Annotated in this window: 11 protein-coding genes; 8 read left to right on the forward strand and 3 right to left on the reverse strand. The window is 75.8% G+C overall.

The annotated features are described in order from the left end of the window. Positions 1-50 precede the first annotated feature (50 nt). From ACYP53_RS43255 to ACYP53_RS43285, 7 genes are all read left to right on the forward strand, one after another. Positions 51-410, forward strand: a complete 360-nt coding sequence (locus ACYP53_RS43255; RefSeq protein ID WP_459651333.1) for a hypothetical protein — start codon at positions 51-53, stop codon at positions 408-410. A gap of 33 nt (positions 411-443) precedes the next feature. Continuing rightward, positions 444-1844: a phytoene desaturase family protein gene (locus tag ACYP53_RS43260; RefSeq protein ID WP_459651334.1), complete on the forward strand. Its 1401-nt coding sequence runs from the start codon at positions 444-446 to the stop codon at positions 1842-1844. Positions 1845-2129: 285 nt separating this feature from the next. Then, complete coding sequence (locus ACYP53_RS43265; protein ID WP_459651335.1) at positions 2130-3053, forward strand: hypothetical protein; 924 nt, start codon at positions 2130-2132, stop codon at positions 3051-3053. An 84-nt stretch (positions 3054-3137) separates the two neighbouring features. Next, the gene (locus tag ACYP53_RS43270; RefSeq protein ID WP_459651336.1) at positions 3138-3998 is read left to right on the forward strand and encodes a hypothetical protein; all 861 of its coding nucleotides are present in this window, start codon (positions 3138-3140) and stop codon (positions 3996-3998) included. Further along, on the forward strand, positions 3995-4864 hold the full coding sequence (locus ACYP53_RS43275; protein ID WP_459651337.1) for a hypothetical protein: 870 nt from the start codon (positions 3995-3997) through the stop codon (positions 4862-4864). The genes ACYP53_RS43270 and ACYP53_RS43275 overlap by 4 nt, the downstream gene beginning before the upstream one ends. Then, positions 4861-5754 carry a hypothetical protein gene (locus ACYP53_RS43280; RefSeq protein ID WP_459651338.1) on the forward strand — a complete coding sequence of 298 codons (894 nt, stop codon included), beginning with the start codon at positions 4861-4863 and terminating at the stop codon, positions 5752-5754. Before ACYP53_RS43275 ends, ACYP53_RS43280 begins: the two co-directional genes overlap by 4 nt. A 340-nt stretch (positions 5755-6094) precedes the next feature. Beyond that, positions 6095-6736 (forward strand): hypothetical protein, encoded by a 642-nt coding sequence (locus tag ACYP53_RS43285; RefSeq protein ID WP_459651339.1) that lies wholly within the window; start codon positions 6095-6097, stop codon positions 6734-6736. A 182-nt stretch (positions 6737-6918) separates the two neighbouring features. Here the strand turns inward: ACYP53_RS43285 and ACYP53_RS43290 are convergent, their stop codons facing one another. The 3 genes from ACYP53_RS43290 to ACYP53_RS43300 all read right to left on the reverse strand — a co-directional run bounded on the left by ACYP53_RS43290 (position 6919) and on the right by ACYP53_RS43300 (position 11463). Continuing rightward, positions 6919-7341 (reverse strand): carboxymuconolactone decarboxylase family protein, encoded by a 423-nt coding sequence (locus ACYP53_RS43290; RefSeq protein WP_189924348.1) that lies wholly within the window; start codon positions 7339-7341, stop codon positions 6919-6921. 164 nt (positions 7342-7505) lie between these two features. Next, positions 7506-8609: an NADH:flavin oxidoreductase/NADH oxidase gene (locus ACYP53_RS43295; RefSeq protein WP_459651340.1), complete on the reverse strand. Its 1104-nt coding sequence runs from the start codon at positions 8607-8609 to the stop codon at positions 7506-7508. Positions 8610-8748: 139 nt separating this feature from the next. Further along, positions 8749-11463: an ATP-binding protein gene (locus ACYP53_RS43300; RefSeq protein WP_459651519.1), complete on the reverse strand. Its 2715-nt coding sequence runs from the start codon at positions 11461-11463 to the stop codon at positions 8749-8751. Positions 11464-11827: 364 nt separating this feature from the next. On the opposite strand from ACYP53_RS43300, the gene ACYP53_RS43305 reads away from it, so the two are divergent. Then, on the forward strand, positions 11828-12787 hold the full coding sequence (locus ACYP53_RS43305; protein WP_459651343.1) for a hypothetical protein: 960 nt from the start codon (positions 11828-11830) through the stop codon (positions 12785-12787). The last annotated feature ends 35 nt before the right edge of the window (positions 12788-12822 follow it).

The following is a 12822-nucleotide window of genomic DNA, read 5'->3' on the forward strand; positions in this document are numbered from 1 at the left end:
GCTTGATCCGTGGATCGTGATCCGGCTGCCGTCTCCCGGAGGGACGAGGCATGAGGACTGTCGACGACGCGCACGCCGCCGGGTGTGCCGCTCCTCCCGGCCGCGCCCCGGTCATCCTCGACCTCGACCCCGGGGCGCGGGAGCGCAACCGGCACCTGCTGCCCGAACTGCTCGCCCCGGCCGGAGCACGGCCACCTGACGCTGGTACGGCTGCGGTCACGGCCGGAGGCGTCGCGCCGGCTCGCCGCCGCGCGGCACCGCAGCACGGCCCGGTCCGGGGAGCGATCATGACCGGTACCCGACCGTCCGCGTCGGCCATCGGGCTCACCGGCCGCCTGTGCCTTCCACGGAGGACCGAGGCCGGGCCGGCCCCGCGTGCCGGGTGGGCCGGCCCGTACGCCGCCCGGTGACCCGGTGACCCGGCGAGAGGTGGATCTGACGACATGACGACGGCCGTGGTGGTCGGCAGCGGGCCGAACGGGCTCGCCGCCGCGATCCGCCTCGCACAGGAAGGCGTCAGGGTCCGGGTGCTGGAGGCCCGGGAGACGATCGGCGGCGGCACCCGGTCCGGAGAGCGGACGCTGCCCGGGCTGATCCACGACGACTGCTCCGCCTTCCACCCCACCGGCGTCGCCTCGCCGTTCCTGCGGTCGCTGGGCCTGGAGGAGTACGGGCTGCGCTGGCTCCGGGCCCCGGCGGAGCTGGCCCACCCCCTGGACTCGGGAGCCGCGGGAGTGCTGTGGCGCGACCTGGACCGGACGGCCGAGCACCTGCCGGCGGCGGACGGCAGGACGTGGCGGCGCGTGTTCGGCGGGCTGTCGCGCCGCTTCGACCGGCTCGCGGACGACGTCCTCCGACCCGTACCGCACCTGCCCCGTTCGCCGCTCGCCCTCGCCGGGTTCGGCGCCCAGGCCCTGCCGCCCGCCTCGTGGACGTCCAGGAGGTGGAGCGGCGAGCAGGCCCGGGCCCTGTTCGGCGGGGCGGCGGCCCACGCCTTCAGCTCGCTGCGCACCCCGTTCAGCAGCGCCATCGGGCTGATGCTGATCGCCGTCGGCCACGCCCACGGGTGGCCGGTGGCGGAGGGCGGCTCACAGGCGGTCACCACCGCGATGGCGCGGCTGCTGGAGCGGCTCGGCGGCACCGTCGAGACCGGGGTGGAGGTCCTCGCACTCGACCAGCTCGACCGGCCCGACCTCGTCCTGCTGGACACCGGCCCGCACGCCGCCGCCCGGATCCTGGGCGACCGCCTGCCGCACCGGACCGCCCGCGCCTACCGGCGCTACCGGTACGGCCCCGCGGCCTTCAAGGTGGACCTGGCGGTCGAGGGCGGCATCCCATGGGTCAGCGAGCACTGCCGCACCGCGGGCGCCGTCCACCTCGGCGGAACCTTCGAGGAGGTCGCCGCCGCCGAGGAGGCGACCTACCGCGGCAGGATGCCCCGCCGGCCCTTCGTGCTCGTCGGCCAGCAGTACCTGGCCGACCCGTCCCGCTCGGCCGGGGACCTCCACCCGGTCTACGCGTACGCCCACGTCCCGCACGGCTACCGGGGCGACGCGACCGAGCAGGTCCTGGACCAGATCGAGCGGTTCGCCCCCGGCTTCCGGACGCGGGTACGCGCCCGGTCCGTCCGCACGGTGGCGCGGATGCGGTCGGACAACGCCAACCACGTCGGCGGCGACATCGTCGGGGGAGCCAACACGGTGCGTCAGCTCCTGCTGCGCCCCCGCCTCGCGGTGGACCCGTACGCGACCGGGGTGCCCGGTGCCTACCTGTGCTCCGCCGCCACCCCGCCGGGCGCGGGGTGCACGGGATGGCCGGCTTCCACGCGGCGGAGTCGGCCCTGAGGGGGCTGGGGCGTGGCTGACACGCCCTGGCGAAGCGGTGACGGCGGACGTCGGCCCCGGGCCGCGCGGGCCCGGCGGGGAGTCATTGCGGTTGCATCACGGGCGTGTCCGGTTCATCAAGCAATGGGTGAGTGTGCGGTGATTGAATTTGTTGGCAGGGCTGTCGACGGACTCTCATAATGCCTGCTGACACGCGTGACGGACGGTCCGGGGAACCCGCTGGGGGAGTGGGTCCCGCGAGGGCCCCACGTGTGGGAATCCGCATTCTTTCCCTGGGGGAGTCCCTTGCCCGAGCCCGAGAACGAGAGCGCCGCCGCCGAACCGCCGGCACCGGCCCAGCCGTTCGAGTCGCAGTCGCAGTCGGTTGCGCCAGAGCCTGAGTCGCAGCCGCAGCCGCAGCCGCAGCCGTTCGCGCCCGAGTCGCAGTCGGAGCCGCAGCCCGCGCAGGCGCCGTCCGCGCGCCGGCTGCCGCGCGCCGTCGGCGTCGCGCTGGCCACCGCCGGCCTGCTCGCCGTCACGGCGGCCAGCGCCGCGGTGACCGTCGCCGTCGGCAAGCCCGACGCCCGGCCGGCCGCCGCCCCCGCCGTGACCGCCGCCCCGACGGCGAGCGCGAGCGCCACCGCGAGCGCCTCGCCGACGCCCGAGCCCGTCCCGGTGCCGACCGCCGTCCCGACCGAGCCCGCCCCGGCCAGCACCGTCAAGGGCACCGTCAGCGGCGGCAAGCACGAGGGCGACCTGCGCTTCTTCCTGCTCCCGATCCCGGCCGGCGGCGAGTCCTACGGGCCCGCGGACGGGATGATCATGGGCGACGAGGACGTCGCCGCCATCTTCGGCAAGCAGGACGGCATCAAGGACATCCTCGCCTCCTACGGCTACAAGGAGGGCGCGACCCGGATGTACCGGACGGCCGACGGCAAGGCCGAGGTGACCGTCACCCTCCTGCACTTCGGCTCCGCCTCGATGGCCACCGAGTTCGTCAAGGGCTACAAGATCAAGTCGCTGGACCCGGTCGACGTCCCCGGCCTCCCCGACGCCCGCGGCTACCTCAAGAAGCCCAAGCAGCAGGCGTACACCGGCTCGATGACCGGCATCGCCAGCCAGGGCGACGTCCAGTACACGATCGACGTCGACGTGAAGGGCACGCCGGACCCGGCGCTGCTGGGCGAGCTGATGAAGCGCCAGCGCGACTGGCTCGCCTCGGGCGGCTGAGCCCGCGCGCGCGTGCCCGTGCGCGCCGCCGCCGTCGTCCGTCCACCGACGCCACCCCTTCCTTCCTCCTCTGGAGCCACTTCCGTGACCACCGAACCCCCGGAGCCGGTACCCGCGCCCACCGCGCCGCCCGCGCCCGCCGTACCGCCGCCCGCGATACCGCCCACCGCGCCGCCCGCCCCCGGCCCGTACGCCGCCAACCCGTACGCCGCCGATCCGTTCACCGTCGCGCCGGGCGAGCTGCTGGAGGCCGGCCCCGAGCAGGCCCCGCGTGCCCCGCGCCGCCCCCGCCCGGTCCTGCTGGCCACCTGCGCCCTGGTGCTGGGCGCCCTGACCGGCGGCGGCGTCGGCTACGCCGTGCAGGCCCAGCGCCCGCCCACGCCGCTGCCGCCGTTGCAGGCGGCGCGCCCGTCCTACCCGGCCGAGGTCCTCGACCCGGCCGCCCTCGCCGCCGAGCAGCCCGCGCCGCTGGCCATCGAGGGCGACCTGACCAAGCTGCTGATCACCGCCCCCGAGGGCAGCACCCCCTGGGGCGACTACCCGGACAAGCCCGCCTGGGCCTCGATCGGCGAGATCGCCGAGCACAGCGGCAACGCGTCCTACACCTTCCGCGACCTCGCCTCGCGCGGCTTCCGGCGCGCCGCCGAGGTGGACTGGAAGAAGGACGACGTCCGCTACCGCGTCTCCCTGATCCAGTTCGCCCCGGACCGCGCCGACCAGGCCAAGTCCGTCAGCTGGCTGCCGTTCGCCGACGGCGCCACCGGCGGCTACAAGGTGGAGACCGCCCCCCGGCGCTGGGCCGAGAGCACCGACCAGTACTACTACGGCGAAGCCGTCGCCAAGCGCGGCTCGCTGCAGATGACGATCGAGGTGTTCGGCACCCAGCTGGTGAGCGCCGACGTCCTCAAGGACCTCGCCAAGCGGCAGTGGGAGCGCCTCGTATGAACGACGACACCGTGACCGAGCACCCGGCCGCGCCCGAGCCGACGCCCGAGACGGCCTCCGAGCCGACGCCCGCGGCCGAGACCGCCGCCGCGCCCGAGGCCGCTGTCCCGAACCCCGCCGCCCCGGTGCCCGGGTCCCGGCTGCTGCTGCGGGCGGGGGCCGCGACGGTCGCGGCCGCGCTGGTCGGCGTGGCCATCGGCATCGGCATCATCAAGACCCAGTACGACGACCCGGCCCCGGCCACCGCCGCGGCCCCGTCCGCCGCGCCCACCCCGACCGCGACCGCCACCCCGTACGGCGCCAAGTCCAACGGCAGCCACTTCGGCGCGCTGCGCGACCTGCTGGTGCCCGTCCCGGCCGGGTACGAACTCGGCCCCGACGACGGCGTCTACGGCAACGACACCGAGCTGAGCGGCGGGCAGCTGGCCGCCGAGCTGGACGCCGAACTCCAGCAGATCCCCAAGGAGAAGCGCGACAAGCTCCGCTCCTACTGGGAGGGCCTGCACGTCAAGGGCACCGGCGTGCGCACCTACCTGGCCTCCGGCGACGACCTGCTGATCGGCCTGAAGCTGCGCCAGTTCAACCAGCAGGAAGTGCAGCGGATCAACGAGTACACGGCGGTCTTCACCGGCGACACCGGCCTGTTCCGGATCGGCCCCACGATCCCGGGCCACCCCGAGGCGCACTGCTACCTGATGCCGGCGCCGCCGTCCGCGCCGATCGACTACCTGGAGTGCTCGGCCGCCGAGGGCGACCTCCTGGTCGTCATGAACGCCGAGGGCGTGGCACCGCTGCCCAAGGACAAGATCGTCGCCCTCTTCACCCTGCAGCTCGACCGCCTCGCCCGCCCGGGAGCGACCGCATGACCGACCACGTCACCCCGCCGCCGCCCGCCTCGGACCCGCTCCCGCCGGTCCCGGCCGCGGCCCCGGAGGCCCCGGCCGCTCCGCCGGTCCCGGCTCCGGCCGCCCCGCCGGTGCCGCCGATGGCCGCCCCGCCGGTGGCCGGACCGGCCATCGGGGCACTGGAGTTCACCGATCCCGCGCAGAGCGCCGAGGCGATCGCCGCGCAGGAGGCCCGCCGGGCCCGGCGCCGCAAGGCCGCGGTGCGCTGGAGCTGCGCCGCCCTGGTGTTCGCCCTCGCCGGCACCGGCACCGCGCTGGCCGTCACCGCCCCCGAGCGCACCGACATCCCGGGCCTGGCCACCGCGAGCGACGGCCGCTACACCTTCCCGCCGCTGGCCCTGCCGCCGCTGCCCTCCGGCAAGGCCGCGCCGGACGGCAAGGGCAAGGCCCTCCACTACGCGGACCTGCGCCACCTGCTGCTGCCCGTCCCCAAGGAGGCCGGCGGCGCGCTGACCGCGCCGACCTTCCCGGCCCCGACCGCGAGCCCCGCCGCCTCCGGCTCCCCGACGGCGTCGCCGACCGCGTCCCCGACGGCCTCGCCGACGGCCGCAGCGAGTCCCGGCCCCGCCGCCGTGGCCGACTGGGTGCCCTGCGACGCGATCCTCGCCGAGCAGCAGGACCCGGCCAAGCTGCGCGAACTCCTCCTGACGAACGCCTGCCGCGCGGCCACCGTCCGGGAGTGGACCGCCTCCGACGGCACCCGCACCCAGATCCGGCTGCTGCGCTTCGGCTCCACCGGCGAGTCCTGGGGCACCTACAACTCGCTGCGCGCCAAGAGCGCCCGAAGGCCGCCCCCGACACGAAGTCCACCTCCCACGAGGACTGGGACACCGTCAACGGCGTCGACCTGACCACCCTGGAGTCCACCGGGAACGGCCCCAAGGGCAACCCCACCGCCCGTGTCGCCTACCTCTCCGCCGCCGACATCCTGGCCGTCATCACGATGACCAACCCCGACGGCATCCCCACCGCCCCCTTCCGCCAGGTCGTCACCCTCCAGTCCGACCTCCTGGCCTGACCCCTCGGCGACGGCCGCGCGCGTGGGAAGTCGGCCCGTCCGACTTCCCACGCGCCGAACCGTCCTGCCCCCGTGGTGACTTGCGACGAATCCGGGACACCCCGAGGCCTTGTCGGCCGTCCCGTCGGGGCGGAGCCTGGCCTGGAGACAACGGTCTCCACGGGGGGCAGGCGATGAACCGCGGGCAAGGGGCTCTGTGCTGGGCGGCGCTGCTGGGGGTCGCGGTCGTGGCCGTCTGGGCGGCGCAGACCGGGAGTGGCGGGCCCCACCGCCACAGGGTGGTGCTGCCCGAGCCTGCCCCGGCGTCGGCCCAGTGGATCGTGGACACGGTGACCCCGGCGGACGCGAGGCCAAAGCAGTGCCCGGCGCCGACCCTGGCGACCCTGGCCGTGCTCGACTCCGACGGACAGGGCCGGGCGGAGGCCTTCTGGCTGGTCGACAGCGTGGACGTCTGCTGGGCGGTCATCAGCGCGAACGGCGCCCGGAGCGTCGGGTTCGGCTCCATCGACGGCCTGACCACCGACCGTCTCCTGCCCTTCGACTCGGGGGCGGGAGGGGACTGGTACACGGTCACCGCCTTCCACGGCCGGGTCGAGAACCTGACGGTCACCGGCGACACCGACCACGTCCTCGGCCCCGTCCGCACCCGCACCGTCGACCTCGGCAGCGGCGAGCTCGTCACCTTCGTCTCCTACGGCATCCGGATCCCCGAGGGGGACCAGGACCTCGCCCTGTCCCTGTGCCCCCCGGTCGGCGACTGCCGTGACACCAGCTTCCACCCGTTCGACTCCCATCGGCGCGGGGACCGGGGATAGGAGAAGGAGCAGACCCGCCGGGCCGTCACCCCCGCTCTCCCCGGCGGGGGAGCCCGCGCCCCCCTGCGGCGGGGCCGACAGGTGCGGCAGGTGCGCGACGAGGTCGAGGTGGTGCAGCGTCCACTCGAGTACGTACGCGTCCAGGAAGTCGGCGGTGGTCAGGACCTGTCCGCGGCGGCGTGTCAGTCGGCCGCGACCGGGAGCAGGCCGCGCTCGGCGAACACCTTCTTGGCGACGAAGGTGGCGTTCAGTGCCCGGGGGAAGCCGCAGTAGCCGGCGGAGTGCAGCAGGGCCTCGACGATCTCCTCGGGGGTGAGGCCCACGTTCAGGGCGGCGTTGACGTGGACCTCCAGCTGCGGCTCGCACCCGCCGAGCGCGGTGAGCATGCCCAGGGTGACCAACTGGCGGTCGCGCGGCACGAGTCGGGGGCGGCTGTAGATCTCCCCGAAGCCCCAGGCGACGATCTGGTGCCCGAGTTCGGGGCTGATGTCGTCCAGCGACTCCACGACCCGCCGCCCGACCTCCCCGTCGATGCGCTCCAGCACCTCCATCCCGCGCTCGAAGCGCTCCTGGCGGGCCTGTGCGTCGTTCGCGCTCGTGCTCATCGTGGTGCTCCTGTCTCCCGGCCGCCCGGGCGGCGGCCCACGTCCCGTACCGTTTCGTCCGGCCCGCCGGGGTCGGCGGGTCGGACTTACGGCAGAACCGTAGGACTTGGAGTGCACTCCAACTCAAGTCCGACACGGGGCGGTGCCGGAGCGGTGCCGGGGCGTCAGGCGCGGTGGTACTGGAGCGGGGTGGGGACCTCGCCGCCGAGTTCGGCGGCGGCGTGGCGGGCCCAGTACGGGTTGCGCAGCAGCTCGCGGCCGAGCAGGACGGCGTCGGCGCGGCCCTCGGTGAGGACGGCCTGGGCCTGGGCGGGGTCGGTGATCAGGCCGACGGCGGCCACCGGCAGGCCGGTCCCGGTGCGCACGGCCTCGGCGAAGGGCACCTGGAAGCCGGGCGCGGCCTCGATCCGGGCGTCGGGGACGAGGCCGCCGGTGGAGACGTCCAGCAGGTCCACGCCGTGGGCCTGCAGTTCCTTGGCGAGGCGGACGGTGTCCTGGGAGGTCCAGCCCTCGCGGCCGTCCTCGGGGTTCTCGGTGAGCCAGTCGGTGGCGGAGACGCGGAAGAAGACCGGCAGCTCCTCGGGCCACACCGAGCGCACCGCGTCGACGACCTCCAGCGCGAAGCGGATGCGGCCCTCGAAGGAGCCGCCGTAGCCGTCGGTGCGGCGGTTGGTGTGCGGGGAGAGGAACTGGTGGACGAGGTAGCCGTGGGCGCCGTGGATCTCGGCGACCTGGAAGCCGGCGTCGAGCGCGCGCCGGGCGGCGTCGGCGAACTGGCCGACGATCTCGGCGATCTGCTCCCCGGTCAGTTCGTGCGGCGCGGTGTGGGCGGGGGAGAAGGCCTCGGCGCCGGGGCCGACCGGCGCCCAGCCGTGCTCCTCGTCGGCGCCGAGGGGGCGGCCGCGGTCGACCCAGGTCCGCTCGGTGGAGGCCTTGCGCCCGGCGTGGGCGAGCTGGATCGCGGCGACGGTGCCCTGGGACTTCAGGAAGCCGGTGATCCGGCGGAAGGCCGCGGCCTGCTCGTCGTTCCAGATCCCGAGGTCGTACGGGCTGATGCGGCCCTCGGGGCTGACCGCGGTGGCCTCCGTGACGATCAGTCCGGTGCCGCCGGCGGCGCGCGCCGCGAGGTGGGTGAAGTGCCAGTCCGTCGGCACCCCGGCCGCGTCCCCGTCCGGCTGCGCGCTGTACTGGCACATCGCGGCCATCCAGATCCGGTTGGGGACGGTCAGCTCCCGCAGGGTGTACGGGGTGAAGAGGGTGGTGCTCATGGTCGGACTCCCGGTGGGTCGGCGGCGCCAGGACGCGTGGCGTGCATGCCCGCAACTGATTGCAGCTGCAACTTATGAACCTAAAGATAGTTGCGCGCGCAGGTATCTGCAAGGGTCTGCATCCGGCCCTGCCCCGGTCTCAGCCTGCCCCGCCCGCTCCCAGCAGCCCCCGGGCCCGGGCCGCCAGCCCGTCCGCCCCGCACCGGACGGCCAGCTCCAGCCCCCGGGTGAGCGCCGCCCTGCCGTCCGCCGTCCCCGGATCCACCGCCCCGCCGCCCAGCGCCTCACCCAGGTCCACCAGCGCGAGCGCGTGCTCGTACCGGGCCGGCGACCGCTCCAGCAGGCCGACCGCCTCCACCAGCAGCCCGACCGCCCGGGGCCGCCCGTGCACCGCCGCGCTCAGCCGCAGCGCGCTGCCGACCGCCGACTCCGTCCCCGACACCCGGGCCCGGCGCACCGCCTCCGCCGCCAGCTCCCGGGCCCGCTCCGGCTGCTCGGCGGCCACCGCCCGGGCCAGGTGGCCCAGCCACGGCGCCCACACCGTGTTGCGCCACCCCGCGCGTCCAGCACCTCCCGGCGGCGGCCAGCGCCGCGGCCGCCCCGCCGCGTCGCCCCGCGCCAGCAGCAGCCGCCCGTACAGCGTCTGGGCGTCGGGCAGCACCATCACCGTCGGGTACGGCGGGCCGAACGCGTGCTCGCGCGTCAGCTCCAGGGCCTCCGCCAGCCGCCCGCGCGCGGCCAGGGTCTCCGCCAGCGCCCCGACCGCGTCCCAGTGCAGCGGGATGTCCCGGCCGATCCGCCCGGCGATCCGCAGCGCCCGGCGCAGGTAGTCCTCCGCCGCGGCGAGGTCGCCGCAGCGGAAGCGCAGCATGCCGGTCAGCAGATAGGCGAAACCGAGGTGACCGCCGCTCCACCCGGCGACCTCGTAGGCCCGCACCGCCTCCCCGAACAGCTCCTCCGCCCGGTCGACCCGGTCGGCGTACAGGTAGCTGATGCCCAGGATCCCGGGCAGCTCGAAGCCCCAGGTGGTGTTGGTCCAGCCCAGGCTGCGGGGCAGCCGCCCGCCCGGCAGCGCGGACTCGCCCAGCGCGATCGCCTCCGCCCGGTCGACGCCGCGCAGCGTCAGGTCCCAGCAGCGCAGTACCGCCACCGCGTGCGCCAGGCCGTCGCGTTCGAACACCGTCCCGCCCGGGGTGCCTCCGCCCGCCTCGGTGTCGGCGTCGCTGAAGGCCAGCCCGACCGTCCCCAGCATCCGGTCGAACTCCGCCAGCCGCCGCGAACGCCCGGGCCCGTCCGCGTCCTCGAACTGGAACGCCCCGAACATGAAGTGCGCGACCTCCAGCCGCAGCCGCCCCGGCCCCGGCCCGGTCCGCGCCGCCTCCTCGGCGCACAGCGCCGCCGCCTCACCGACCCGGTTGCCGTGCGCGAGCGCCTGCGCCAGCCGGAACGTCGCGTCCACCCGCAGCTCGGGGCCCAGCCCGTACGGGTCGGCCAGCGCCAGCCGCAGCTGGTTGACCGTGGTCGCCGGGTCGGTGAGCAGCGCCGAACAGCCCAGCTCGTACAGCACCGTCGCCCGGTCCTCGTCCGCCGGCGGCTCGCTGATGGCCCGCCGCAGGCAGCGCTGCGCCGCCTCGGGCGCGCCGATGGCCAGGTGCTCGCGGGCCGCCCGGCGCAGCTTGTCGACGATCTCGCCGTCCCCGTCGGGCAGGATCTCCAGCAGGTGGCGGGAGGCCGCGAGCAGGCCGAGGCCGGCGTTCTCCAGCTCGACGGCGGCGACCCCGTGCATCCCGGTGCGGGCCGCGGGCGGCATCGACTGGTACACCGAGGTGGCGACCAGCGGGTGGACGAACTCCAGCCGGCCCGCCGAGGTGCCGGTCAGCACCCGGTGGTGGCGCAGTTCCCGCACCGACCGGGCGGCGGTCTCCGGGCCCTGGGCGCAGATGGCGGCGGCGAGGTCGGGGCGGATGTCGGTGTCCAGCACGGACGCCGCCCAGGCGAAGCACAGCGCGGTGGGGCCGACCCGGTCCAGCCAGTGACGCAGCGTCATCCCCCGTGCGGTGGCGGCCAGTTCGCGCAACTGACCGGTGCTCTCCTCGACCGGGTCGAGCCGCTGGTCGGCGACCTCGCGCAGCAGGGCGGCGGTCTCGTACGGGTTCCCGCCGGTGACCGCCCACACGTGGCGGCAGAAGGCGTCCTCGGCCGCGGTGCCCAGGGCCGCGCGGACCAGCCGGGCGACCGAGGCGGGCTGCAGCGGGCGCAGTTCGTGCCGGCGGTCGGCCCGCTCGGCGAGGCCGCGCTGCAACGCCAGGGCGTCGTCGGGGAACTCGTCGCGGCAGGCGAGCACCAGCAGGGCCGGCAACTCCCGTACGCGCAGCGCGAAGCCCGCCAGCCAGCCGAGCGACTCCGGGTCCGCCCAGTGCAGGTCGTCGACGATCACCGCCACCGGGGAACGCAGCTGCACGAGGCGGGTGAGGACGAAGTCCAGCCCGTCGCGCACCCCTTGGGGATCGATCTGCCCGCCCGGCGGCAGCAGCCCGGCCGCCGGGCCGACGACGTCCTCCCACGGCCCGAAGACCCGGGCCCGCTCCTCGGCCGACAGGGCCGCCAGCACCGGACGCACCAACTGGCGCACCACATGGAACGGTTCGTGGCACTGCCGCTGCCCGCCCCGGGCGAACAGCACCGTGCAGCCCGCCCGCCGCGCCGCCCGCCGCACCTCGGTCAGCACCGCGGTCTTGCCCAGCCCGGCCGCGCCCGTGTACAGCAGCAGCTCGCCGACCTCGGTGCCCACCGGCCCGGTGAGCGCCTCGATCGCCCGGCCCGCCGAACGGATCTCGGCCTCCCGCTCGTGCAGCGGCCCGCCGCCTCCCGAGCCGGCCCCGCCGTTCCCGTTGCCGTCCCCGGGCTTCGCCTCGGCCACCTGTGCCTCCAATTCACCGTGTCGGAACGGTCGTTGAGAGGACGACGGTACTGCGGCGGGCCCGTGCTCCGGTACGGGCTTGACAAAGCCGTCCGGTGCTTCCGGTGGACGGCCGCCCCTCGGGTACGGACGACCGGCCGCCACCTGCGGGAACCCCGTCCCATGAGGGAGCGGCCGGCCTTGGGTCCGTCGGCCCCCGGCCGGCCGAAAACCCGTTGGCCCCCGGCCGCCCGGCCCGCGATACTCGCCAGCCGGTACCAGCCGGTACCGGACGGGGTCACAAGGGGGAACACGCGGTTTGGACGTCTTCACGTGCGAGGGGTGCGGCGCCGCGCTCACCGCGCCGCTGTCCCGGGTCGCCTTCCCGCTCTACGCGGGCTTCTCCTACGGCAACGGCCACCCCATGCCCGTGCTCATGGAGGCGGGCACCTACGCCGTCGACGAGGACCCGGCCGCCTGGCAGGCCCACTCGATCGTGATCGCCCCCGGTGACGCCCACGGCACCGCCCTGGTCCAGCGCCGCGAGTACGGCGCCTGCTGCGGCATCGACGGCCGCAACGGCCCCAACGTCACCTGCGCGGGCTGCGGCCGCAAGGTGGCCACCCGGGTCGACGACTGCTCGCTCTGGCAGGCCACCTGGCTGGAGCCCGCCGCGGTGCGCCTCGTCGCCGTGGGCCCCGCCCGTCCGGTCGCCGACTGGGCCGAGCTCGCCGAGGACCGGTGCGGCACCCCGCTGCTGGACCTGACGGGGGCGTGGGACCCGCGCTGGGAGTCGGAGGTCTCCGTGACGCTGGCCCACCTGGTCGCCGCCGCGGACGGCTCGCCCGTCACCGTCGACCGGCTCCTCGCCGACGCCTTCCGCCAGTTCCTCGCCGCCCTCCCGCAGACGCGCTCGGCCAAGCGCGCCGTCCTGGCCGGGCCCGGACTGCCCCTGCCCGAGCCCCTGCCGGACATCGCCGTGGTCCCGCGCCACCCGCAGACCGGCGAGCCCTGGCCCGTACCCCCCGGTGTGGCCGCCGCCCCGCTGGACCTCGGGTTCTGGCGCCAGCTCGCCTTCCACCGGGAGCACCCCGCCCGCCCCGCCATCGGCCGCCTGCCCCCGGGCGTCGAACGCGACGACCCGCTGCCGCCCCACCCCTGGCGCCCGGTGATGGTCTGCCACAGCCTCTTCTTCCACGCCCTGTCCCGCATCCCCGACGTCCGCCCGGCCTGGCAGGACCACGTCCGTACCAACGCCGCGGCCCTGCTCCACCCCTGACCCCGTCGGCTCCCCGGCCGGGGGCCGGCGGAAAA

It is taken from the genome of Kitasatospora sp. Ki12 (assembly GCF_054601375.1).

Bases quoted from the DNA above. Each gene is read 5' to 3' on its own strand.
- ACYP53_RS43255 (WP_459651333.1), top strand. From the start codon at position 51: ATGAGGACTGTCGACGACGCGCACGCCGCCGGGTGTGCCGCTCCTCCC.
- ACYP53_RS43260 (WP_459651334.1), top strand. From the start codon at position 444: ATGACGACGGCCGTGGTGGTCGGCAGCGGGCCGAACGGGCTCGCCGCC.
- ACYP53_RS43275 (WP_459651337.1), top strand. From the start codon at position 3,995: ATGAACGACGACACCGTGACCGAGCACCCGGCCGCGCCCGAGCCGACG.
- ACYP53_RS43280 (WP_459651338.1), top strand. From the start codon at position 4,861: ATGACCGACCACGTCACCCCGCCGCCGCCCGCCTCGGACCCGCTCCCG.
- ACYP53_RS43285 (WP_459651339.1), top strand. From the start codon at position 6,095: ATGAACCGCGGGCAAGGGGCTCTGTGCTGGGCGGCGCTGCTGGGGGTC.
- ACYP53_RS43290 (WP_189924348.1), bottom strand. From the start codon at position 7,341: ATGAGCACGAGCGCGAACGACGCACAGGCCCGCCAGGAGCGCTTCGAG.
- ACYP53_RS43295 (WP_459651340.1), bottom strand. From the start codon at position 8,609: ATGAGCACCACCCTCTTCACCCCGTACACCCTGCGGGAGCTGACCGTC.